We start from the raw sequence: 23,194 nt of genomic DNA on the forward strand, positions 1-23,194 counted from the left end.
TCTTATTTACGCTGATCGTCCACAGTTACTCCCTTAGGCGGAGTAAAGGTAAATTTAGATGCCTCTACAGCGCCGTTTTGCTGGGATTTCAGCTGGTAGCTGCTGCGCTGATCGTCCTGTTCAATGGCGCTGAACTGATGGATGGTGCCATCGCGGCTCACATTGATGGTGAACTGCTTCAGGTTGCCGTTGCTGCCTTTCGGCGTCAGTACGAAATCATCGCCATTCTGCTTGATATTGTATTGCTGCCAGTCGCTGGACTGGTTACGGGCAATCAGCATAAACGGCGTATTGCTGGTCGCATCTTTCAGCCAGGTTGCGGTGGCCTGTTCAACAAACGGGTTATAGAACCACAGGGTTTTGCCGTCGGACACCAGGATGCTTTCATCTGGCTGGGTCATGTGCCAGTTGAAGAGATTGGGCCGTTTGACGGAAAGGTCGCCCTGCCCATCCTGTACCGCATTGCCGCTACCATCGGTGACTTTTTGCGTGAAGCTGGCGTTGAAGCTGCTCACTTTATCCAGACGGCTTTTGAGATCGCTCGCCGCATCCGCCCAGACGTGGCTTGCAACAAAACTGGTCAGTAAGGCACAGGTGATGGCAATTTTCTTCATCTTGATTCCTTAAATGCGTCACTCCCGACGCGGGAGTCTCTCTGCCCCCACTGTAGGCTTCTCGCCAACAGCGGGACAGGAGAAAATACTTAAATTTTGGCTATTTACGCAACTTTTCAATCGTGGCGTTTAATCGAACGGCGGTGGGGCAAGCACTTCACGGTTACCGTTATGCCCCGCTTCGCTGACGATGCCCTGTGCTTCCATCTGTTCGATGATGCGAGCCGCACGGTTATAGCCGATACGGAACTGACGCTGCACGCCGGAAATGGACGCTTTGCGTTTTTCCGTCACGAAGTTCACCGCCTGATCGAAGAGCTGATCCAGCTCTTCACCGCTGTCCAGACCTGCGCCGCCACCTTCACTTTCTGTGTCTGACGTGATGCCATCGACATACTGAGGACGACCACGCGCTTTCCAGTCCTGAACTACCGCATGCACTTCCTGGTCGCGGACAAAGGCGCCGTGAACACGGGTTGGTGCAGCGCTTGAGTTCGGGCCCGAATACAGCATATCGCCCATACCCAACAGGGACTCAGCGCCGCCCTGATCAAGAATGGTACGGGAGTCAATTTTACTGGATACCGTAAAGGCGATACGGGTTGGAATGTTCGCTTTGATAAGCCCGGTGATAACGTCAACCGATGGACGCTGAGTGGCCAGAACCAGGTGGATCCCTGCAGCACGAGCTTTCTGCGCCAGGCGGGCGATCAGCTCTTCCACTTTCTTGCCCACGGTCATCATCAGGTCAGCAAACTCGTCGACCAGCACAACAATGTACGGCAGTTTCTCCAGTGTCGGATGCACGGCATCCATGCTGTCACCCGGTTTCCAGTATGGGTCCGGAATCGGACGGCCCATCTGTGCCGCCTGAGCAATTTTCTCGTTATAACCCGCAAGGTTACGCACCCCGAGCGCAGACATCAGCTTATAGCGACGTTCCATTTCATTGACGCTCCAGCGCAAAGCGTTGGCCGCATCCTTCATGTCTGTCACCACTTCCGTCAGCAGATGTGGGATGCCTTCATAAACGGACAGCTCCAGCATTTTCGGGTCGATCATGATAAAGCGCACGTCTTCCGGTGTCGCCTTATAGAGCATGCTGAGGATCATGGCGTTCACACCGACCGACTTACCGGAACCGGTGGTACCTGCGACCAGCAGATGCGGCATTTTCCCCAGATCCGCAATAACCGGTTCACCGGCGATGTCTTTACCGAGCACGATGGTCAGCGGCGATGGACTTTCACGGAATTTCGCGCAGTCCAGCACTTCACGCAGATACACGGTCTGGCGTTTTTTGTTCGGCAATTCCAGACCCACATAAGGCTTGCCTGGAATAACTTCAACCACACGCACAGCAACGGTAGAAAGTGAACGAGCAAGATCTCGTGACAGGTTAGAGATTCGCGCAGCTTTTACACCTGGTGCCAGGTTCAACTCAAAACGGGTGATCACCGGGCCAGGGGAATAGTTGACGACATCCGCTTTGATACGGAAGTCAGCCAGGCGTGTTTCCACCAGGCGAGCCGTTTGCTCCAGTGCAAAGGTATCAACCGGTTCCACTTCTGTCGGCGGCGGAGTCAAAAGATCCAATGACGGAAGAGGTGTGGTCGGTTTTTGCAGCGGGCGATCGTCGCCATTACGCATCAGCAGCGGGTGAATCAGACTTTCCTGCGGTTGTGGAGCAGGTTGCTGAGGCACTGGCTGCTGCGGCTGTTGATAAGCCTGATACTGGGCAGGTTGCTGATAATGCTGCTGTTGTGGCTGCACAGGTTGATGCTGAACAGGTTGTTGCTCTGGCATCACACTCGGCGTAAACAGCGGGGCTTTAGGCGTGTCATCAACCAGCGTTTTCATTGGCGAGAATTCAAAATCTGCTGGAGAGAACGGATTCGCGCCTTGTGGCTGCTCACCGGAATAACGCTGTTGCTGTTGAGCAGCAAACTGACGCGCCAGTTCGGCCTCAGCAAGACTCTCTTCATCCTCTTGCGTGCCGTTGTTTTCTTCGTACTGTTCGCCGTAACGCTGCTGCTGCGTGGCAGCAAACTGGCGTGCCAGTTCGTCCTGCTCCTGCTGCAGCGCCGCTTCTTCGTCGCCCATCAGGTCATCTGAGTCATACTGATGACGTTCTTGTTCGCGTGCGCGTTCTTCTGCCATACGTTGTGAAGGCAGTTTGATGCCGAAGGAGGCTGATGCCAGTTCACGGCGTGTCGGCACACGAACACGGTTAGGACGCGGCAACTGTGGACCAATCCCCTCTTTCACCTGAGTTCGTGGACCCTCGGCAAGACTGAACAGCGGTGCCGCTGCTGCTGCACCAGCCGCAGCGGCACCAGTTGCCTGATGCACACCGGCAGCAATCGGTGCAACTGCCGCGCCAGGATCAACAACAGGCATTGTTGGGGTTGGGATAGCAGACGGTTTCGCTGTAGCGGGTTCCGGCGTTGGCTGATACCACGCCGCCAGTTGCTCGCGTTCACGCGCACGCTTCTCTTCCACTTCTTCAAAGTAATAGAGAGGAGGACGCTGCGGTTTGACTTCTTCCTCTGGTTCCGGCGCGATGTCTTGTGCAGGCGGAACAGGATTAACCGGCGCTGGCGCATAGTCAGGCTCAGCCTGATACTGTGGCTGCTCTGCCTGATAATGCGGTTGTTCGGTTTGATAGTGCGTTTCTTGCTGCCACGCTGGCGCAGCGGGCTGCTGCACTGGCTCCTGCCACAGTTCTTCGATAGAAGGCTGCTGGCGGAAAGCTTCTGGCTGCACATAATCTGGTTTTGCTGCAGGCGCTTGCGGCGGCCAGTTATCTGGTGAAGGTGCAATAACCGGTTCAGGCGACTGAGGCGCAGGCACGGCTTGCCATTCAACACCCGATGCGGTCATTTCTGCCCCTGCGCCAGGAATTGAAGGAGTTTGCATGACAGGATCTGCTGGTGCAGCCCAGGCCTGAGAGGCAGCCGTTGCAGCAGCGGCCGCGGCAACAGGTTCATTGATGGAATGACCATTCAGTAACGGATCGGTTTCATCCCAGACTTGCGGGCGAGCCGCGCTGTTGCCAGAGAACAGGACATCATCAACGTCCGGCTGGCGTGCAGCACTATTCCCCGAGAACAGGACATCGTCTGCATCGGCCGCTTGGCCGTGCGCGGTGTACTGAACTTCCGTTTCTGAATCATCCATGCGTTTGCCCGAGAACAGTGCAGCATCGGTATGACGGCCTCTCGGATTGCTGAATTTTTCGGCGATACGTTGGCGGCGAGCCAGAGCACCACGCAGAATACGGGCGCGACGCCCTTCTTTGCGCGGAGCGTCATCCTGCTCATCTTCGTACTCGTCTTCATACTCTTCGTCGTCCACCCAGGTATCGTCACGGCGTGTGCGATTGCTGGCGAACGTAAGAACATTGAGGATCCAGTTGCCAATTTTCTCGGCAATGCTTACCCATGACCAACCGGTGAACAGGGTTAACCCTGCCGCCCAGATGCACAGAAGCGCAAGTGTCCCGCCGCTGCTGTGTAGCATCGGTTGCAGTGCCGTGCTAAGCAGGCTACCAATCACACCGCCAGAGGCAAAGTACCAGATATCATCTGCGTTGATTGCCGCGAGGCCGCACATTGTGAGGATCATCGCCAGCACGCCTATCAGGCGTAGCGCGACAGCAAAGTAGTCGACGTATTCATCGCTGGCTCGGTGTCGCCAGGCAAACCAGCAACCCCCAATAATCATCACTGGCAGGGTATAAGCCATCACGCCGAAAATGAAAAACAGCGTATCCGCCAGCCACGCACCAGGCTGACCGCCCAGATTATGAATAGGCTCATGCCAGGCGGTCTGTGACCAACTGGGATCGGAAGGGTTGAAGCTGAGTAATGCAGCCATCAACCAGATGGCGAAAAGGGAACACAAAAGCAAGAACGCTTCGAGAAGTCGGCGCCCGCTGCTTAATCTGTTAATGGTGACTTCTTTGTCTTCAGTGTATTCCTGGCTCAAGAAAGGCTCTCCAGGTCCTTGATGCTAAAACGGACAACAGCGCCGGGTCTCCCCGGCACTGTTGCTGTATGGATTAACAGGAGTGTAATCAACTTACGCCGATTTTGCACCTGTTCCGTATTAGCGCGTCTTAATAACCAGACGATTACTCTGCTTGACTTCTTCCATGACCACGTAGGTACGGGTGTCATTCACGCCCGGCAGGCGCAGCAGGGTTTCACCTAACAATTTACGGTACGCTGACATGTCCGGTACGCGGGTCTTCAACAGGTAGTCGAAGTCACCGGAAACCAGATGACATTCTTGAATTTCTTCAAGTTTTTGCACAGCGGCGTTAAATTGTTCAAACACATCCGGCGCGCCACGATTCAGAGTTATCTCAACAAAAACCAGCAGCGATGCATCCAGATAATGCGGGTTCAGCAGCGCAGTATAGCCCTGAATAAACCCTTGTCTTTCCAGTCGACGGACACGCTCAAGGCAAGGTGTCGGAGAAAGTCCCACACGTTTAGAAAGCTCAACGTTGGAAATTCGCCCATCCTTTTGCAATTCATTCAAAATGTTACGATCGATGCGGTCGAGATCTTTGCCAGGGCGCTTCTTGCTATCTACCATTATTATTGTCTCTCTGTATTCCTTCCCTACTCCTGTCTTGACTCTGTGCACTTCACTGTTCAGAGCCTGCCCCCGCCGTCTGCGCTGTTCATCTGTCACCAGATGTCACGCATAACCCATGGGTACGTGTTGAGAAGCCGTTGCCTTGCGGCAGTCACCGTTATCTCGTATGGCGTCTGTCCACACCATGCGCTGATTACGCTGACCCGGTTAAAAATGGCATTTGCGTGCATAAAAATTCACCACACTGCAAACACTGATTTTTTCTCCCTTCCTGTTTTCGCAAAAGCACAGGGGATTGTCAAAGCAAAACATCGATTTTTAGTACAACATGCCAGATATTCATTATCGCCCGGGGTTGATCCTCATGTTATCTCCTTATAATCGCCCCATTGGCAGTAGATTTAGTTATGGTCATTGCTGATAAATCCATCAATCCATCGGTGGATTCTATTACACATATCGTTAACAAAATTCCTGAACGCTTTTATTACTTCCGTAAATTCCCTACAATCCCGCCCATTGTCTGCCAACATTTATGGGGATCTCATGGGCACGGCCAAACACAGTAAACTGCTTATTCTTGGTTCTGGACCTGCGGGATATACCGCTGCGGTCTATGCTGCACGCGCTAACCTGCACCCGGTGCTGATTACCGGGCTGGAAAAAGGCGGTCAGTTGACCACCACCACGGAAGTGGAAAACTGGCCAGGCGACCCGAACGATCTTACCGGTCCGCTGCTGATGGAACGTATGCATGAGCATGCGGTGAAGTTCGAGACAGAAATCCTGTTTGATCACATCAACAAGGTCGATCTGCAAAACCGTCCTTTCCGCCTGACTGGCGATAGCGGAGAGTACACTTGTGATGCACTGATCATTGCAACTGGCGCTTCTGCACGTTACCTCGGTCTGCCTTCTGAAGAAGCGTTCAAAGGCCGCGGCGTTTCTGCCTGCGCGACCTGTGATGGTTTCTTCTACCGCAATCAGAAAGTCGCGGTGATCGGCGGCGGGAATACCGCAGTAGAAGAAGCGCTGTATCTGGCAAACATTGCCTCTGAAGTGCATCTGATTCACCGTCGTGACACCTTCCGCGCTGAAAAAATTCTTGTTAAGCGCCTGATGGACAAAGTCGAGAGCGGCAATATCGTGCTGCACACGCATCGCACACTGGAAGAAGTAACCGGTGACCAGATGGGTGTGACGGGTCTGCGTCTGCGTGATACCGAAAACAGCGATAACATTGAATCGCTGGAAGTAGCAGGTCTGTTCGTTGCTATCGGCCACAGCCCGAATACCGCCATTTTCGATGGCCAGCTGGAACTGGAAAACGGCTATATCAAAGTCCAGTCAGGTATTCACGGTAATGCGACCCAGACCAGCATCCCTGGCGTATTTGCCGCCGGTGACGTAATGGACCACATCTACCGCCAGGCAATTACCTCTGCCGGTACAGGTTGTATGGCTGCCCTTGATGCTGAACGTTATCTGGACGGTTTGGCCGATCAGGCTAAATAATCTTTACAAGTCAGTAACAAAGGTAAATAAGGCGACGATAAGTCGCCTTTATTTTTTCCTCGTTGTAACATTGCCGTGCCCAAAATCACCTATAAGACACCTGCTAAGCGCGCAATGAATAAAACCCGTCAACAAGAGCTTACCCGCTGGTTAAAACAGCAAAGTGTTATTTCCCGTCGTTGGCTGATGCTTTCCCGTCTGCTTGGCGCAGTGAGCGGCGTGCTGATCATCGCTCAGGCCTGGCTTCTGGCGCGCATGCTTCATCATATGATTATGGAGAACATCCCGCGCGAAGCACTGATCATGCCGTTTGTGATGCTTGTTTTGGTCTTTATTTTGCGTGCCTGGGTGGTCTGGCTTCGTGAGCGCGTGGGTTTTCATGCCGGGCAGCATATCCGTTTTGAGATTCGTAAAACGGTGCTGGACAGGCTCCAGCAGGCGGGGCCAGCCTGGATTCAGGGAAAACCGGCAGGCAGTTGGGCCACGCTTATCCTCGAACAAATCGACGATATGCACGATTACTACGCCCGCTATCTGCCACAGATGGCGCTCGCGGCTTCTGTACCGCTATTAATTGTGTTGGCGATTTTCCCCTCTAACTGGGCCGCGGCATTAATCCTGCTTTGCACAGCGCCGTTGATCCCCCTGTTTATGGCTTTGGTTGGCATGGGTGCCGCCGATGCCAACCGTCGAAACTTTCTTGCCCTGGCACGTCTGAGCGGTCACTTCCTCGACCGACTGCGAGGCATGGACACTTTACGTATCTTCGGTCGCGGTGAAGCAGAAACAGAAAATATCCGTCAGGCCTCCGAGAATTTTCGTCAGCGGACAATGGAAGTGCTTCGCCTGGCGTTTCTCTCCTCTGGCGTCCTTGAGTTTTTCACCTCACTTTCTATTGCCTTAGTTGCCGTCTATTTCGGTTTCTCTTATCTCGGCGAACTTAATTTTGGCAGCTACGGCACGCCCGTAACGCTGTTATCCGGTTTCCTGGCGTTGATTCTGGCCCCTGAATTTTTCCAGCCGCTTCGCGACCTCGGCACGTTTTATCATGCCAAAGCGCAGGCAGTTGGGGCCGCTGATAGCCTGAAAACCTTCCTTGAAGCTCCGCTTGCACAACCTCAGCGCGGCCACCTTACTCTTGACGAGAACAAAATGGTGAGCGTGGAAGCTCAGGCCCTGGTGATCAAATCACCTGAAGGCAAAGTGCTCGCGGGGCCCTTGGCCTTTACTCTGACAGCCGGGGAACGCGTGGTTTTAGTCGGACAAAGCGGGTCGGGCAAAACCTCGCTGCTCAATACGCTGGCCGGCTTTTTGCCTTACGAAGGCTCATTAAAGATTAATGGTGAAGAGTTAAGTGAGCTGGAGCCAGAGGCCTGGCGTCGCCTGCTGAGTTGGGTTGGGCAAAACCCGCAACTCCCCGCAACCACACTACGCGAAAACGTGATGCTTGCCGCGCCGGATGCCAGCGAAGCGCAGTTGCACCATGCACTGGAGCGAGCATGGGTGAACGAATTTATCGACCAACTGCCTCAGGGAATGGATACGCCGGTGGGCGATCAGGCCGCCAGACTTTCCGTTGGTCAGGCTCAGCGTGTGGCTGTGGCTCGTGCGCTGCTGTCGCCTTGCCGTTTATTGTTACTCGATGAACCGGCTGCCAGCCTTGATGCTCACAGCGAGCAGCGTGTCATGCAGGCATTAACCGAAGCGTCGACCAACCAGACGACCCTGATGGTGACACATCAACTGGAGAACCTCGCTGCCTGGGATGCCGTTTGGGTCATGGATCAGGGCAAGATTGTTGAGCAAGGTTCGTTTGAGCAGTTGGCGCAGTCACAAGGGCATTTCAGCCGTTTGCTGGCCCATCGTCAGGAGGAAATTTAAATGCGTGTCTTAGCTCCCTACCTGGCGCTGTATAAACGTCATAAATGGCTACTGTCGCTGGGCGTTGTGCTGGCGATAGTCACCCTCCTCGCGAGCATTGGCCTGTTAACCCTTTCGGGCTGGTTCCTCTCGGCCTCGGCCGTCGTCGGCTTTGCGGGTGCCTACAGTTTTAACTACATGTTGCCTGCGGCAGGTGTGCGTGGTGCGGCCATCATCCGAACAGCGGGCCGTTATTTCGAACGTCTGGTCAGCCATGATGCCACCTTCCGCGTGCTGCAACATCTGCGAGTGTTCACCTTCAGTAAGCTTCTCCCCCTCTCCCCTGCCGGGCTGGCACGTTTTCGCCAGGGGGAATTGCTCAACCGTGTGGTTGCAGATGTCGATACGCTCGATCATCTTTATCTGCGCGTCATCTCTCCACTGATTGGCGCGTTAGTCGTTATTGTTGTGGTCACTTTTGGCCTGAGCTTCCTCGATGTCACGCTCGCGTTGACCCTCGGCGGGATCATGCTCCTAACCCTGTTCGTGCTTCCGCCGCTGTTTTACCGTGCAGGAAAGCCTACGGGTGAGAGTCTGACGCAACTGCGCGGTGAGTATCGCCAGCAGCTCACATCCTGGCTGCACGGCCAGGCAGAACTCACTATTTTTGGCGCCAGTAACCGTTACCGCGAGCAAATGGAACAGACCGAGCTCAACTGGCACGAAGCCCAGCGTCGCCAGTCGGAACTGACGGCTCTGTCTCAGGCCGTGATGCTGTTGATTGGCGCGGCGGCTATCATCGCCATGCTGTGGATGGCGGCAGGCGGCGTGGGGGATAACAGCCAGCCTGGCGCGCTGATTGCGCTGTTTGTTTTCTGTGCGCTGGCGGCGTTCGAAGCGCTTGCGCCTGTGACCGGAGCATTCCAGCATCTGGGCCAGGTAATGGCCTCCGCTGTACGGGTCACGGAGCTGACCAGTCAGTCGCCTGAAGTGACATTCCCGGAAGCGCATTCTGATGTCGCAGAACACATTAGCCTGACGCTGAAAAACGTTAGCTTCAGCTATCCCCAGCAAGCACAACCTGCACTGAACAAAATTAACCTGCAGGTGAATGCCGGTGAACATGTCGCCATTTTGGGCCGAACCGGGTGTGGGAAATCGACGTTGCTGCAATTGCTGACCCGAGCCTGGGACCCGCAAGAAGGCGAATTATTGCTGAATGACCAGCCGATAGCGGCACTGAATGAATCCACGCTGCGCCGTTCTGTTAGCGTCGTCCCTCAGCGAGTGCATCTGTTCAGCGCCACACTTCGCGATAACCTGCTGCTGGCCGCTCCGTCAGCGTCCGACGAACAGCTCTCCGCAATCCTCACGCGCGTGGGGCTGGAAAAGTTACTGGAAGATGCAGGTCTCAACAGTTGGCTGGGCGAAGGTGGCCGTCAGCTTTCCGGTGGCGAACTCCGCCGTCTGGCGATTGCTCGCGCTTTGCTGCACGATGCACCGCTGATGCTGTTGGATGAACCCACTGAAGGGCTTGATGCCACAACGGAAAGCCAAATCCTTGATTTGCTGGCTGATGTGATGCAGGGCAAAACCGTCCTGATGGTCACTCACCGCCTGCGCGGACTGGCGCGTTTTAACCAAATAATTGTGATGGACAACGGGCAAATTATTGAGCAAGGTAATCACGCAGAATTGCTGGCCCAACAGGGGCGTTATTATCAGTTCAGACAGCGTCTGTAGACTACTATTCTCTATTATCAGGCGTGGAGTTGTGAAGTATGCGGCTGGTCCAGTTGTCACGTCATTCGATTACCTTCCCCTCCCCTGAAGGTGCCCTGCGCGAGCCCAATGGTTTGCTCGCGCTGGGCGGCGATCTCAGCCCTGCACGGCTGCTGATGGCCTATCAGCGTGGGATATTCCCCTGGTTTTCACCGGGCGATCCTATTTTGTGGTGGTCACCCGATCCCCGAGCCATTTTATGGCCGGAGGAATTTCACGTCAGTCGCAGTATGAAGCGCTTCCATAAATCTTCGCCCTATCGCATCACGTTAAATCACGCTTTTGGCAGAGTGATTGAGGGGTGCGCTGGCGACAGAGATGAAGGCACGTGGATAACCGAAAGCATTGTTCTCGCCTATCATCGCTTGCATGAGCTTGGCCATGCACACTCTGTCGAAGTGTGGCTTGGCAACGAACTGGTGGGTGGCATGTATGGCGTAGCACAAGGCGCATTGTTTTGTGGGGAGTCAATGTTCAGCCGGGCAGAGAACGCCTCGAAAAGCGCGCTGCTGGTATTCTGTCAGGAATTTGCTCGCGAGGGCGGTAAGCTGATGGATTGCCAGGTGCTAAACAGTCATACCGCTTCGCTTGGTGCCGTTGAAATCCCTCGTCGTGACTACCTTGAACACCTTGAAGCACTCCGTTCCCAGCCGCTTGCGGGGCATTTCTGGGTACCTCGCACACTGTTTATGCCAACAGTGTAAATGTTTTCGGCACATTTTTTGTCAGGGTGATATAATTGTGCCGGAAGTCGTTTCTGCCTGTTGCCCCGCCTTCGTTTGGACTCTCCCTCTTAAACGTTTGCACTCGTCATGCGGAGTGTGCGTGTGATTGTGGGCAATACGCAAAAACGATCCCTTTTTACCCCTTACGCCACGCTTAAAGTGGAAAGATGACGGGTAAATCTTTACTTAATTGGTGAATTTCGGCATTATCTTGCCGGTTCAAAACTACGGTAGTGATACCCCAGAGGACTAGATGGCCAAAGAAGACAATATTGAAATGCAGGGTACCGTTCTCGAAACGTTACCTAACACTATGTTCCGCGTAGAACTGGAAAACGGTCACGTGGTAACAGCGCATATCTCCGGTAAAATGCGTAAAAACTACATCCGCATTCTGACGGGCGACAAAGTGACTGTTGAGTTGACCCCGTACGACCTGAGCAAAGGCCGCATTGTCTTCCGTAGTCGCTAATCGCAATCAAGCCCCAAGGGCAACTGAATGCTGAAAGGTCGGGTCTTCCCGACCTTTTTCATTTCTGTTCACCTATCACCTCTTCCCAACCCGCCAAAAGTTAACCCAGAATTAAACAGCAATAAGCCCGGCTTTATAGTTCCATCAATGAACAATATCTCACTGTTCTTATTGAATTTAATTCATGCCGCGCACCCAATGAAAGACACATAAACGTAACAATCAGTTCCTATACTCCGCGCCTTGTTAACATTTAATGGCAAGGAGTCGTGTTGTGAAATTTTCGGTTCGCCCTCTGGCTTTTTTCATCGCTTTCACCTGCGTAGCTGCACAAGCAGACGACCAGGCAATCTCAACCCCACGCCTTTCGGGGATAGATAACTTCCGCGACGTTGCGGGGATCACGACGGCCTATACCACTGCCAACGATGGCGTGATGCGTACCGGCGTCTTCTATCGCTCCAATGCCCTTACGCCAAAAGGTGATGACTTATCTGTGCTGGAAAGTCTGAACATCAGTACCGTGGTGGATTTGCGCTCACCGGCCGAAGTGGCCGCTCAGGCCGATACTCTGCCCGCCAACAGCAAATACGTGAATGTAGACCTGATCGGCAATAGCGGCACCTTTGTGCTGGATCTGAGCAAAATGACCGTCAGCGACGTTGATGCCATGATGCAGGACGGAGAACGTAACTTCGTCACCAGTGATTACGCTCGTCAGGGTTTAGGTGAAGTCTTTAGGGAGCTGGCTTCAGCAGACGACGCCGCCCTCTTCCACTGCACAGCAGGAAAGGATCGCACAGGCTGGGTGAGCGCAGTCCTGCAAACCATCGCAGGCGTTGATAAAAACGATATCATGGCCAACTATCTCGCCACCAACGATTACACTGCGGCGCGCGTGAATGCGACGCTTGCAGCGCTCCCAGCTTCAATGCAAGGCACTTATGGGGCGTTGATGGGCGTACGCGCCAACTGGCTGCAGGCCGGGCTTGATCAGGTCATCACCAGCTATGGCTCAATGGATAATTACCTGAAAGAAGGCCTGGGGCTCGATCAGGCAACGATTTACGTCCTGCGCGGTAAGATGGTTCGCTACGCAACGCTGCCGGGTGAAAGCGCATTTCAGGGTAACGCCGCACAAGGTGCTGGCTTGCTGAATGCCCTGCAGGATTCCCCTCTTTCCGGTCGTTACACCGCTTACAACTCTTTCCTGCAAAACGCCATCGATCAGGGTTCTTTAGCTGGTGTAGAAAAACAAGTCGGTGGCCAGGTTCATGCCGACGCAGAAAGCTATTTGCTTCGTCAGCCTTCACAACTTTATGACGCGCTGGCACCTGTCATTTCAGGACGAGGCCTGCAAGAGCAACAATCTCTGGTCTGGTTACAGGGCCTTTCGGGTTATCTGGGTACCGACGGCAGCACGCAGGCCAGCTCCAGCAATGAACATACCAACGGGGCAATAGTCGGCGCGACATGGCGCCTTGATGGCCGCACTTCTGCCAACGGCGGTATCGGGTACAGCCACGGCTCTGTTTCTTCGGCAGATGGCAATGTCAAAACCAACACCACGACATTAAACCTTGGGGCGCGTTATGGCCTGAACACGCTCGATAATGGCCCTTGGATGGGGTTACAGAGCAGTGCGGGCTATATCGACTACCAAAGTGAACGCCATCTGGGTGGCGGTCTCGGTACCGCCAATGGCGACTCAAGCGGGCACTATGTCAGCGGTCGAGCGTCCGTTGGCTGGCTGACAAGCGCTTCAACGTTAAGCCTCGACCCGGCAATAGGGGTTCAGGTGACGCATCTGAATATCGATGGGTTCAAAGAGCGCGACAGCGAACTGGCGCTGGATATGGCGGGCGTCAATGATACCCAGACCAGCCTGACCGCCGATTTAGGCATCTCAATTCTGCCACAGCAGGCAGGTAGCTGGACGTTGAAACCGGGCATAGCGCTCGGTTATGAACGTATGCTGAATGATCAATCCTCCACCAGCCACGGCACGCTGTATGGCTTTGGCGTTGATCAAACGTCAGCTTTTGGCAGCAAAAATCTCTATAAAGCCGGATTACAACTGGCCGCCAGCTACCGCAATGTGACTGTGAATACTCGCGTCAACTATCTGACAGCCGATACGCACAGCGATGGGGTTTCCGGTTTACTGGATGTGGCCGTCGCCTTCTGAACCGACGGTCATCAGGCATAAAAAAACCGGGCGATTGCCCGGTTTCGTTTTGTATCACATCAGAAAACTTAGTGTGCGGCTTCGGCTTTGCGTTTTTGCGCAGCCTGGAAGTCATACGTCAGCGCGTTGTTCTTCGCGTCCAGGGCCACCGTCACCTGACCGCCGTCCACCAGTGAACCAAACAGCAGTTCGTTGGCGAGCGGTTTCTTCAGGTTGTCCTGAATCACACGCACCATTGGACGTGCGCCCATTGCGCGGTCGTAGCCTTTTTCCGCCAGCCAGTTGCGGGCTTCCTGGCTAACTTCCAGCGACACCCCTTTCTGATCAAGCTGCACCTGCAGTTCCACGATGAACTTGTCGACAACCTGATGGATAACCTCGGTAGAGAGGTGATCGAACCAGATAATGTTGTCGAGACGGTTACGGAACTCCGGCGTGAAGATTTTTTTGATCTCTTCCATCGCATCGGTGCTGTTATCCTGGTGGATCAGGCCGATGGATTTACGCTCCGTTTCACGCACCCCGGCGTTGGTGGTCATCACCAGCACCACGTTGCGGAAGTCTGCTTTGCGGCCGTTGTTGTCGGTCAGCGTTCCGTTATCCATCACCTGCAGCAGCAGGTTGAAGACATCCGGGTGCGCTTTCTCGATTTCATCCAGCAGCAGCACCGCGTGAGGATGCTTAATCACCGCATCTGTCAGCAAACCGCCCTGATCAAAACCAACGTAACCCGGAGGCGCACCAATCAGGCGGCTCACCGTATGGCGTTCCATGTATTCGGACATATCGAAGCGCAGCAGTTCAATACCCAGCGCTTTCGACAGCTGGACCGTCACCTCGGTTTTCCCGACCCCGGTTGGCCCGGCGAACAGGAAGGAACCGACAGGTTTGTGATCCTGCCCAAGCCCGGCACGGCTCATCTTGATGGCTTCGGTTAAAGCCTCAATGGCTTTATCCTGACCAAAGACCAGCATTTTCAGGCGGTCGCCCAGATTTTTCAGCGTGTCACGATCGCTTTGCGACACGCTCTTCTCTGGAATACGCGCGATGCGTGCCACCACAGACTCGATATCCGCCACGTTGACGGTTTTCTTGCGTTTGCTGACAGGCATCAGACGCGCACGGGCGCCTGCTTCATCAATCACGTCAATAGCCTTATCAGGCAGATGACGATCGTTGATGTATTTCACCGCCAGCTCAACCGCTGCACGCACCGCTTTGGCGGTGTAGCGCACGTCATGGTGAGCTTCGTATTTCGGTTTCAGACCGTTAATGATTTGCACGGTCTCTTCCACGGAAGGCTCAGTCACATCAATTTTCTGGAAGCGACGCGCCAGAGCACGGTCTTTTTCGAAAATATTGCTGAATTCCTGATAGGTGGTCGAGCCAATCACCCGAATCTTGCCGCTGGAAAGCAGCGGTTTAATCAGGTTAGCCGCATCCACCTGGCCGCCCGATGCCGCCCCCGCACCGATAATGGTGTGGATCTCATCGATAAACAGGATGCTGTTGGTATCCTGCTCCAGCTGTTTGAGCAGTGCTTTGAAGCGTTTTTCAAAATCACCACGATATTTGGTGCCCGCCAGCAGCGAACCGATATCGAGTGAGTAAAGTGTGCAATCGGCAATCACTTCCGGTACGTCGCCCTGCACGATACGCCAGGCGAGCCCTTCGGCAATGGCGGTTTTCCCGACGCCGGATTCACCGACCAGCAACGGGTTATTTTTACGGCGACGGCATAACACCTGAATGGCACGCTCAAGCTCCTTGTCGCGACCAATCAGCGGATCAATGCCGCCCACGCGAGCAAGCTGATTGAGGTTGGTGGTGAAGTTTTCCATACGATCCTCCCCGCCTGCTTGCTCTTCGGTATTGGGTTGGCTTCCGGAATCGGAAGACTGGCTCGGCTCGTCTTTACGCGTGCCGTGGGAGATGAAGTTCACCACATCAAGACGGCTCACTTCATGCTTGCGCAGCAGATAAGCCGCTTGCGACTCCTGCTCGCTGAAAATGGCCACCAGCACATTCGCCCCGGTCACTTCGCTGCGACCTGACGACTGCACATGGAAAACGGCACGCTGTAATACGCGCTGGAAGCTGAGCGTCGGCTGAGTGTCGCGCTCTTCTTCGCTGGCAGGCAGAACCGGCGTGGTTTGTTCGATGAAGGCTTCGAGTTCCTGACGTAGCGCCACCAGATCCACGGAGCAGGCTTCCAGCGCTTCGCGGGCGGATGGGTTGCTGAGCAGAGCCAGCAACAGATGCTCGACGGTCATAAACTCATGACGGTGCTCGCGCGCTCTGGCGAAAGCCATGTTTAAACTGAGTTCCAGTTCTTGATTGAGCATAGGCACCTCCCCCAATTATGGCCTGTCATCAGGCCTGTTCCAGCGTACACAGCAACGGATGCTCGTTCTCCTTGGCATAACTGTTCACCATCGCCACTTTGGTTTCCGCCACTTCCGCCGTAAAAACGCCGCAGATGGCTTTGCCTTGATAGTGAACGGTGAGCATCAGTTGCGTTGCACGTTCTACATCATAAGAAAAGAATTTCTGTAACACGTCAATAACAAACTCCATCGGCGTGTAATCATCATTGAGCAATATCACTTTATACATCGACGGCGGTTGTAACGCATCGCGTACCTGGTCTTTCGTCAGCTGGTCAAAATCCAGCCAGTCACGAGTCTTACCCATTGTCAGTATTCATCTTCGGTTACGGCCCCGGCGGGATGCTTCCCGTCACTGACCAGAGCCTGTCTTCATTGAATCTACAGTAAAGAGTAGATAACTTTCCTCTATTCCTGCCATTCGCCATTCCTGCTATTCGCGACGTTGGTCACAATCCTTGCAATAGCGTTAACTGCTTCAAATTTTGACGCATTTTCCACCATACTTCGCACTCTGTCGCTTGACGCGTTGCCTGTTTTATCTAAATTGTACAGGCGAGAGTTGGCGAGGTTTTGAACAGCCCGACCACTCCACCACCGGTTCTTTCCATCTGATTATAAGATTTACGAAGGATGTCGAAGTATGGAAATGGGTACTGTTAAGTGGTTTAACAATGCTAAAGGGTTCGGCTTCATCTGCCCTGAAGGCGGCGGCGAAGACATTTTCGCTCATTATTCAACCATCCAGATGGATGGCTACAGAACGTTAAAAGCCGGACAAGCCGTTCGGTTTGATGTCCACCAGGGGCCAAAAGGCAATCACGCCAGCGTGATTGTCCCTGTTGAAGCGGAAGCCGTCGCGTAACGCATCCGTTCCATTGTGGACATCCTGCAGTCAAAATGCCAGTCCTGATGACTGGCATTTTTATTGCCCTTACTCTCTCGCCAGCGCATCCACCGGGTCGAGCCTTGCGGCATTTCTTGCCGGTAACCAGCCAAACAAAACGCCCGTCAGCGTCGAACAAATAAACGCCATCAGCAGCGCCAGCGGGGAAAAACCGATGCCCCAGTCAGGTAAAAAGAGCTGCAACGTGAAGGCGATAAGTAAAGATAATCCGACCCCCATCGCGCCGCCTACCAGACACACCAGGACAGCTTCAATTAAAAACTGTTGCAGCACATCGCTCGCTCTGGCTCCGACTGCCATGCGAATACCGATTTCCCGCGTACGCTCTGTGACTGACACCAGCATGATATTCATCACCCCAATGCCGCCAACAACCAGCGAAATGACCGCCACCAGCGTTAAAAACAACTGTAATGTATGTGTGGTCCGTTCCGCCGTTTTCAAGAGACTGTCCATATTCCAGGCAAAGAAATCCTTCTTGCCGTGACGTAATGACAGCAGTCGCGTGAGCTGTTGTTCTGCCAGCGCGCTGTCATGCCCGTCTTTCACACGTACGGTGATCGAATTGAGCCACGACTGCCCCATCACGCGCCCGGCCATCGTGCTGTACGGCAACCAAACGCGCAGGATTTTACTGCTGCCAAACATGCCCTGCTTCTCATCTGCAACGCCGATAACCGTGGCAGGCATATTCCCGACCAGAATGATTTCCCCCACCACTTTAGCCTTATTGGGGAAAAGCTGACGGCGGGTATTGCTGTCCAGCACCACCACCTGCGCCCGCCCGTTTAGCTGCACCTCGTTGAAGGTATTGCCTTCACTGAAGGTCATGCCGTAGACGTTAAAATACTGCGTGCCCACGCCCTCGGCACTGGCTGACACGTCGGTATTGCCCACGCGCAGGCGCAAGCTTTTGGAGACTGTTGGCGTGGCGGATTGCACCCACGGCTGCTTCTGAATCGCTAACAGGTCATCATATTTCAGCGCCTGCTGATATTGCGGATCGTCATCGCCAAAATCTTTACCAGGGTAAACATCAATGGTGTTGGTGCCAATCGCGCGGATATCGGCCAGCACCATCTGTTTGGCTGCATCGCCCACCACCACAATCGACACCACAGAGGTGATACCGATAATGATGCCGAGCATGGTTAACAGCGTACGCATCTTATTCGCCGCCATCGCCAGCCACGCCATGGTCAGCGCTTCCCGGAAGCTGCTCACAAACTGCCGCCAGCCAGGGGTTCCGGATTCAACGGTATTGACCGCCGCGGGAACGCCAGCCAGCTTCGACGGCGGGTTGCTGATAATCTCCCCGTCGCGGATTTCAATGATGCGTTCAGCCTGAGCCGCCACCAGCGGATCGTGGGTGACGATAATGACCGTGTGGCCCTGCGCTTTCAGCTGATGCAGGATAGCCATCACTTCTTCGCCAGAATGGCTGTCGAGTGCACCAGTGGGCTCATCCGCCAGAATAACCTGACCACCGTTCATCAAAGCACGAGCAATACTGACTCGTTGCTGCTGCCCGCCTGACAGTTGCGATGGCTGATAGTCGGCACGGTCGCCAAGCCCCAGACGCTGAAGCAACTCCAGCGCTCGCTCAAATCTGCGTTTGCGCTCGGTTCCGGCATAGACGGCGGGCACTTCAACGTTTTGCGCGGCACTCAGGTGCGAAAGCAAATGGTAACGCTGAAAAATAAAACCAAAATGTTCACGGCGTAAACGTGCCAGCGCATCGCCATCGAGCGTCGCAACGTCGGTACCGGCGACCCGATAAGTGCCGCTGGTCGGTTTATCAAGGCAGCCGAGAATGTTCATCAGTGTTGATTTACCGGAACCTGAGGCCCCGACAATCGCCACCATTTCACCCGCATGGATGCTGAGCGTAATGCCCTTCAGCACTTCAACGCTGCTGTCGCCGGAGGGATAACTGCGGCGAATGTTGCTCAGGTCAAGCAACGCGGTCATTTAGCGGCTCCCGGTTTTCCCTCGCCGGTAATCACTTCGTCGCCCTCTTCCAGCCCTTTCACCACTTCCACATCGGTGTCGTTCCGCGAACCAATGCTAATTTCACGCTCCTTCACTTCACCATTACGCAGTAAACGCACGTTATAGCGGTTGTCTCCGGTGGCATCGCCAAGTGCAGAAAGAGGAATGCTCAACACATTGCTGACGCCTGCCAGTTGGATATGAACCTGAGCGGTCATTTCCAGACGCAGCACGCCTTGAGGGTTAGGCACCTCGAAACGAGCGTAATAGAAAATAGCGTCGTTCACTTTTTCCGGTGTGGGCAAAATGTCTTTCAACGTGCCTTCATAGCGCGTCAACGGGTCGCCCAGCACGGTGAACCAGGCTTTTTGCCCCGGTTTGAGATGAATCACATCCGCTTCAGACACCTGAGCTTTCACCAACATGGTGCTGAGGTCGGCCAGGGTCAGAATGTTTGGCGCTTGCTGCGCGGCAATCACGGTCTGGCCTTGAAGGGTGGTGATTTGTGTCACTTCACCCGCCATCGGAGCCAGAATACGGGTGTAATCCAGATTTGTTTTGGCCGTATCAAGCGTGGCCTGATTCCGTTTGATCTGCGCATCAATCGTACCAATTTGCGCTTCTTTCACCGCGACATCGGTCGCGGTGGTGTCGAGATCCTGACGTGAAATGAGCTGCTTAGCCGCCAGTTGCTGATTACGCGCATAAGTGACCTGAGCCAGCTTGCGTTCAGCGATAGCCTGCAGGCGCTGCGCACGCAGTTCCATCAGCGTGGCTTCGACTTCTTTTATCTGGTTCTGCGCCTGTTCAGGGTCGATAACGCCCAGCAGCTGATCTTTCTTCACCTTATCGCCAATGTTCACCGACAGCGTTTTCAACTGACCGCTAACCTGCGCCCCGACGTCAACCTTACGCAGCGCGTCCAGCTTCCCGGTGGCAAGCACGCTCTGCTGCAAATCACCCTTACGGACGATCAGCGTCTGGTATTGCGGCTGTGGCGCGTTTAGCGTGCGCCACAACCAGAATCCTGCCAGTACCAACAGCACGGCAAGAAACAAATACGTTTTTCTACGCTTTCCCTTCAGATTCATAAAAATCCCGAATGTTGTGTCCTGAGCCGATTGTATCTAAACATTTCATCAACGGAACCCTCTCTTTTGTTTTACTCCCTAAGCCGTTGAAGTGACGTTGAGATGCCTGCTGATTAAATGAACTTTTCTCCTTTTGGCAAGGCCTTTTCTTATGTCACTCATTGCAGAACACTCATACTCACAAAAAGCGAGACCAGAATCGGGCAAACAACTTTTCCAGCTTCTGAGCCGTGGAGAGTTAACACCAGGTCTGGCCTGGCAAAATCCGGCTTACCGCCGCAAATTTATTCTGCGCTCGATGCTCACGCCATTCAGCACTTCAACGCTGCTTTCTCGCCTGGCCGCGCTGCCGCAATTGCCCCAAATGTTGAAAGTGCAGCCGGGTCTGCCGTGTCGTCTGCATCGCCCATGGCTTTCCATGAATATGCCACGCAAACAGGCCGCAAGTGCGCTGGTGTGGCACTACGAGCGCATGTCTGACCGTCTGCCTGAGTGGGTGATGAACGGGTATCTAAGCCAGAGCGGCGTCACCCTGACAACGTTGACCGGGCGCGATGAAACGACTTACAGCATTCGCCTTCTCGCCGACGCGTTTCTGGATAAAGAAGGTGAAGCCACACTTATCTTTTGCGATGCACAAGACACCGTTCTGGCGGAGCTAACCTTCACCCTCTGCCCATTTGAAGGGAAAGAGACACTGTACATCGGCGGCATGCAGGGGGCGAAATCCCATGTGCCTCATGAAAGCATTCAGAGCGCGACCAAATCCTGCAACGGCCTGTTCCCGAAACGTCTGCTGGTTGAAGCGGCGATGGTGATGGCCCAGCAGATGGGTGTCAGCGCGATTCGTGCGGTCAGTAACGAAACGCACATCTATCGCAACGTTCGCTACCGCAAGAAAAAACAGGGTCAGCTTCGTGCCGATTACAACAGCTTTTGGGCGTCGCTCGGGGCAACCGCAGACAGCAATGGCGATTTTCTGCTGCCGCTGACCATTCCACGCAAGCCAATGGAAGAGATTGCCAGCAAGAAGCGCTCTGAGTATCGCCGCCGCTACGAGTTACTCGACAGCCTGCAAGCGCAGACACACAACGTCTGCCAGGGCTAGTCCGCTCGCCCGCGTGCCAGCCATAGCACGCGGGAGAACATTTTGCGCAGCAGGTTCGGCACGGCTTCCACGCCGCGCCGCCCTGCTTCCATCGCCACTTCAATCGCCAGGTCGGGCTTCGATGAACGGTGAATGGCTTTAATAATCACCCGCCGCATGTTCATGGGAACGCCTTCCGGAATTTGCGCCACCCGGTGATACACATCGTCAAAGCCCTGACGATACATAAAGTGTTCCATATCCAGCGCGGGCAGCGTAGTCAGATGATGGCGCTCCAGCTCGCGGTCATTATTCAGCAGGCCGCGCACCGTGGCGGCGTATTTCTTGCCTGCTTCGTCACCATCCACCAGCACATGCCATTCAATACCCATTCGTCGGGCAAATTTAATCAGGGGCTTCAGGCCAGACTGAGCAAACTCAATCACCTTAATCCCTTCCGCATCAAAGTGATGTCCACACTGGCGCGCCAGTTCGTTTATCACCCACGTTTCCGTTTCGCCTTCCACCAATAGCCAGCAGCGGGAAAAAAGTGAGGAAGCGCGGTTAAAGCGAATATGAAAGGCGATGCGCCGATTGTCTTCCGCGTTCAGGCCATCCGGCCCCAAACGCCAGGCAGCGACGCGAGAAGAATCACGCACCAGACGGCAAACATGCTCAACGGGCGTCATGGAAAGCAACTCGCCAGAATTGGTCGTGGTGATACGTTGCAACGGCAGCAGATTCAACAAATTCCACGCCACCGACAGCATAATGGGATGGAGCCGGGTTTCAGGATCTTCCACCAGCAGCAAAGGGCGCGCGTCTCTGTCCAGCCTGACGGTGCCTTTAGCCTGTAACAATGTCGAAAACAGCCCCAACAAAATCACCCGATGGCTGCGGCCTCCGGGTTTGTCGATCATGCGGTTGATGATATCGAGATAACGCCAGCTGCGTTGTTCATCGTGCGAGCGACGGCGCATAAGCCGATGGCGAGATTCGGCGGTGCCTTGTTCAGAAAAATAGTGTTCGAGCAGTTGCACCATCGCCGACAGTCCCTCGCGTATTTGACCATCGGAAAGGTTCTGCGGGCTGGTGACTAACTCACGTGAGAGGAAATCAAGCTGGCGGGCGGTGATCTCCACATCCGGCATATTTGGCACGGTGCCATTACGAATGCGGCGCATAAAGCGCGCATCACGTAAACGCAATACTGGCATCAACCGCACCAGATGGCGTGCCTGGTCATCAATATCGGCAAAGGGCAGCGATTCCCCGCGACCATCAATAAAACTGCGTAAAGTCATCACGCTGTTATCTTCCGCCAGCTCGCCTTCAAGCCGGTAGAAAATACGCTGATAGCCGTCGTCACAAGGCACCCAACAGTCAGATAACGGACGATAGCGCCGCACGCGATGGCGACCCGGTTCAAGTTCACGGAAAGTCAGAATGATATGCAGATGGTGTTCGCGGCCCTGCACATCCCCCGGTGGAAACCAGAAATCTTCGCGGACAAAATGGTAGAGATCGGATTCCGGTGACAGCAGCAATGTCAGCGCATCCAGCAGGCTTGATTTACCCCAGGCGTTTTCGCCTATCAGCACGTTATTTTGTTCCAGCATCAACGACAAACGGTTGATACCGCGAAAACCCACTATCTCTACTCGTTCGAGAAGCATATGCCCTCCAGCTGAAAACATCCCTTTCCTTACAGCAGTATAGCGGCACGCTCCCGGCGACGACACCCGCAAAAAAGCCATATTATGTCAAAAAATGTCCAGAATACTTTTGGGGCGAAACTAATAACCCTGTAGTTAATAAACCTATGTGATAAAAAAATCCTGAACTGCCCATTTGATAATCTGGAATTAATCTATACTGGAATTATCCGAATTTAACCCAAGGGACTCCTGCAAATTGCCTTAAATCAAGATTAGTGAAGTTATTTAACTGGTGAAGGGATGGCGTT

The 23,194-nt window shown here is 54.1% G+C and carries 16 protein-coding genes; 8 read left to right on the forward strand and 8 right to left on the reverse strand.

Annotated elements, in window-relative coordinates; translation table 11 throughout:
* Nucleotides 1-2: 2 nt before the first annotated feature.
* The 3 genes from lolA to lrp form a co-directional block, all read right to left on the reverse strand.
* Nucleotides 3-614: an outer membrane lipoprotein chaperone LolA gene (gene lolA / locus ACI2I2_RS05415; RefSeq protein WP_330984293.1), complete on the reverse strand. Its 612-nt coding sequence runs from the start codon at nucleotides 612-614 to the stop codon at nucleotides 3-5.
* A 129-nt stretch (nucleotides 615-743) separates the two neighbouring features.
* Nucleotides 744-4,604: a DNA translocase FtsK 4TM domain-containing protein gene (locus tag ACI2I2_RS05420; protein WP_404656969.1), complete on the reverse strand. Its 3,861-nt coding sequence runs from the start codon at nucleotides 4,602-4,604 to the stop codon at nucleotides 744-746.
* Nucleotides 4,605-4,724: 120 nt separating this feature from the next.
* On the reverse strand, nucleotides 4,725-5,219 hold the full coding sequence (gene lrp, locus ACI2I2_RS05425; RefSeq protein WP_000228469.1) for a leucine-responsive transcriptional regulator Lrp: 495 nt from the start codon (nucleotides 5,217-5,219) through the stop codon (nucleotides 4,725-4,727).
* 549 nt (nucleotides 5,220-5,768) lie between these two features.
* Here lrp and trxB point away from each other — a divergent pair.
* The 6 genes from trxB to ACI2I2_RS05455 all read left to right on the forward strand — a co-directional run bounded on the left by trxB (nucleotide 5,769) and on the right by ACI2I2_RS05455 (nucleotide 13,764).
* Nucleotides 5,769-6,737, forward strand: coding sequence for a thioredoxin-disulfide reductase (gene trxB, locus ACI2I2_RS05430; RefSeq protein WP_330984291.1), 969 nt, complete (start codon nucleotides 5,769-5,771; stop codon nucleotides 6,735-6,737).
* Nucleotides 6,738-6,851: 114 nt separating this feature from the next.
* A complete protein-coding gene (gene cydD, locus ACI2I2_RS05435) occupies nucleotides 6,852-8,618 on the forward strand; it encodes a cysteine/glutathione ABC transporter permease/ATP-binding protein CydD (RefSeq protein WP_404656970.1) in 1,767 nt (588 codons plus the stop codon).
* Nucleotides 8,619-10,340, forward strand: coding sequence for a cysteine/glutathione ABC transporter ATP-binding protein/permease CydC (cydC, locus tag ACI2I2_RS05440; protein WP_404656971.1), 1,722 nt, complete (start codon nucleotides 8,619-8,621; stop codon nucleotides 10,338-10,340). It begins immediately after the preceding gene.
* A 38-nt stretch (nucleotides 10,341-10,378) separates the two neighbouring features.
* Nucleotides 10,379-11,083 carry a leucyl/phenylalanyl-tRNA--protein transferase gene (gene aat, locus ACI2I2_RS05445; RefSeq protein ID WP_404656972.1) on the forward strand — a complete coding sequence of 235 codons (705 nt, stop codon included), beginning with the start codon at nucleotides 10,379-10,381 and terminating at the stop codon, nucleotides 11,081-11,083.
* A 274-nt stretch (nucleotides 11,084-11,357) separates the two neighbouring features.
* Nucleotides 11,358-11,576 carry a translation initiation factor IF-1 gene (infA, locus tag ACI2I2_RS05450; RefSeq protein ID WP_001040187.1) on the forward strand — a complete coding sequence of 73 codons (219 nt, stop codon included), beginning with the start codon at nucleotides 11,358-11,360 and terminating at the stop codon, nucleotides 11,574-11,576.
* Between the two features lie 274 nt (nucleotides 11,577-11,850).
* Entirely contained in the window at nucleotides 11,851-13,764 is a 1,914-nt protein-coding gene (locus ACI2I2_RS05455; RefSeq protein ID WP_404656973.1) for a tyrosine-protein phosphatase, read from the forward strand.
* A gap of 68 nt (nucleotides 13,765-13,832) precedes the next feature.
* Here the strand turns inward: ACI2I2_RS05455 and clpA are convergent, their stop codons facing one another.
* Both clpA and clpS read right to left on the reverse strand, forming a co-directional pair.
* A complete protein-coding gene (gene clpA / locus ACI2I2_RS05460) occupies nucleotides 13,833-16,109 on the reverse strand; it encodes an ATP-dependent Clp protease ATP-binding subunit ClpA (RefSeq protein ID WP_330984285.1) in 2,277 nt (758 codons plus the stop codon).
* 28 nt (nucleotides 16,110-16,137) lie between these two features.
* The gene (gene clpS / locus ACI2I2_RS05465) at nucleotides 16,138-16,458 is read right to left on the reverse strand and encodes an ATP-dependent Clp protease adapter ClpS (RefSeq protein ID WP_330984284.1); all 321 of its coding nucleotides are present in this window, start codon (nucleotides 16,456-16,458) and stop codon (nucleotides 16,138-16,140) included.
* 336 nt (nucleotides 16,459-16,794) lie between these two features.
* Between clpS and cspD the strand changes: the two genes are divergently transcribed.
* Complete coding sequence (gene cspD / locus ACI2I2_RS05470; protein ID WP_404656974.1) at nucleotides 16,795-17,016, forward strand: cold shock-like protein CspD; 222 nt, start codon at nucleotides 16,795-16,797, stop codon at nucleotides 17,014-17,016.
* A 69-nt stretch (nucleotides 17,017-17,085) separates the two neighbouring features.
* Here the strand turns inward: cspD and macB are convergent, their stop codons facing one another.
* Nucleotides 17,086-19,029: a macrolide ABC transporter ATP-binding protein/permease MacB gene (macB, locus tag ACI2I2_RS05475; protein WP_404656975.1), complete on the reverse strand. Its 1,944-nt coding sequence runs from the start codon at nucleotides 19,027-19,029 to the stop codon at nucleotides 17,086-17,088.
* Nucleotides 19,026-20,141, reverse strand: a complete 1,116-nt coding sequence (macA, locus tag ACI2I2_RS05480) for a macrolide transporter subunit MacA (RefSeq protein WP_404656976.1) — start codon at nucleotides 20,139-20,141, stop codon at nucleotides 19,026-19,028. Before macA ends, macB begins: the two co-directional genes overlap by 4 nt.
* Nucleotides 20,142-20,292: 151 nt before the next feature.
* Here macA and ACI2I2_RS05485 point away from each other — a divergent pair, with 151 nt between their 5' ends.
* Nucleotides 20,293-21,249 carry a VirK/YbjX family protein gene (locus ACI2I2_RS05485; protein ID WP_404656977.1) on the forward strand — a complete coding sequence of 319 codons (957 nt, stop codon included), beginning with the start codon at nucleotides 20,293-20,295 and terminating at the stop codon, nucleotides 21,247-21,249.
* Here ACI2I2_RS05485 and ACI2I2_RS05490 read toward each other — a convergent pair.
* Nucleotides 21,246-22,904, reverse strand: coding sequence for an ATP-dependent endonuclease (locus ACI2I2_RS05490; RefSeq protein WP_404656978.1), 1,659 nt, complete (start codon nucleotides 22,902-22,904; stop codon nucleotides 21,246-21,248). The two genes, ACI2I2_RS05485 and ACI2I2_RS05490, sit on opposite strands and share 4 nt — an antisense overlap.
* Nucleotides 22,905-23,194: the final 290 nt, after the last annotated feature.

The sequence above is a fragment of the Scandinavium sp. NPDC088450 genome (genome assembly GCF_044900545.1).
Taxonomy (GTDB): domain Bacteria; phylum Pseudomonadota; class Gammaproteobacteria; order Enterobacterales; family Enterobacteriaceae; genus Scandinavium.

Bases quoted from the DNA above. Each gene is read 5' to 3' on its own strand.
- lolA (WP_330984293.1), bottom strand. From the start codon at position 614: ATGAAGAAAATTGCCATCACCTGTGCCTTACTGACCAGTTTTGTTGCA.
- lrp (WP_000228469.1), bottom strand. From the start codon at position 5,219: ATGGTAGATAGCAAGAAGCGCCCTGGCAAAGATCTCGACCGCATCGAT.
- trxB (WP_330984291.1), top strand. From the start codon at position 5,769: ATGGGCACGGCCAAACACAGTAAACTGCTTATTCTTGGTTCTGGACCT.
- cydD (WP_404656970.1), top strand. From the start codon at position 6,852: ATGAATAAAACCCGTCAACAAGAGCTTACCCGCTGGTTAAAACAGCAA.
- cydC (WP_404656971.1), top strand. From the start codon at position 8,619: ATGCGTGTCTTAGCTCCCTACCTGGCGCTGTATAAACGTCATAAATGG.
- aat (WP_404656972.1), top strand. From the start codon at position 10,379: ATGCGGCTGGTCCAGTTGTCACGTCATTCGATTACCTTCCCCTCCCCT.
- infA (WP_001040187.1), top strand. From the start codon at position 11,358: ATGGCCAAAGAAGACAATATTGAAATGCAGGGTACCGTTCTCGAAACG.
- clpA (WP_330984285.1), bottom strand. From the start codon at position 16,109: ATGCTCAATCAAGAACTGGAACTCAGTTTAAACATGGCTTTCGCCAGA.
- clpS (WP_330984284.1), bottom strand. From the start codon at position 16,458: ATGGGTAAGACTCGTGACTGGCTGGATTTTGACCAGCTGACGAAAGAC.
- cspD (WP_404656974.1), top strand. From the start codon at position 16,795: ATGGAAATGGGTACTGTTAAGTGGTTTAACAATGCTAAAGGGTTCGGC.
- macB (WP_404656975.1), bottom strand. From the start codon at position 19,029: ATGACCGCGTTGCTTGACCTGAGCAACATTCGCCGCAGTTATCCCTCC.
- macA (WP_404656976.1), bottom strand. From the start codon at position 20,141: ATGAATCTGAAGGGAAAGCGTAGAAAAACGTATTTGTTTCTTGCCGTG.
- ACI2I2_RS05485 (WP_404656977.1), top strand. From the start codon at position 20,293: ATGTCACTCATTGCAGAACACTCATACTCACAAAAAGCGAGACCAGAA.
- ACI2I2_RS05490 (WP_404656978.1), bottom strand. From the start codon at position 22,904: ATGCTTCTCGAACGAGTAGAGATAGTGGGTTTTCGCGGTATCAACCGT.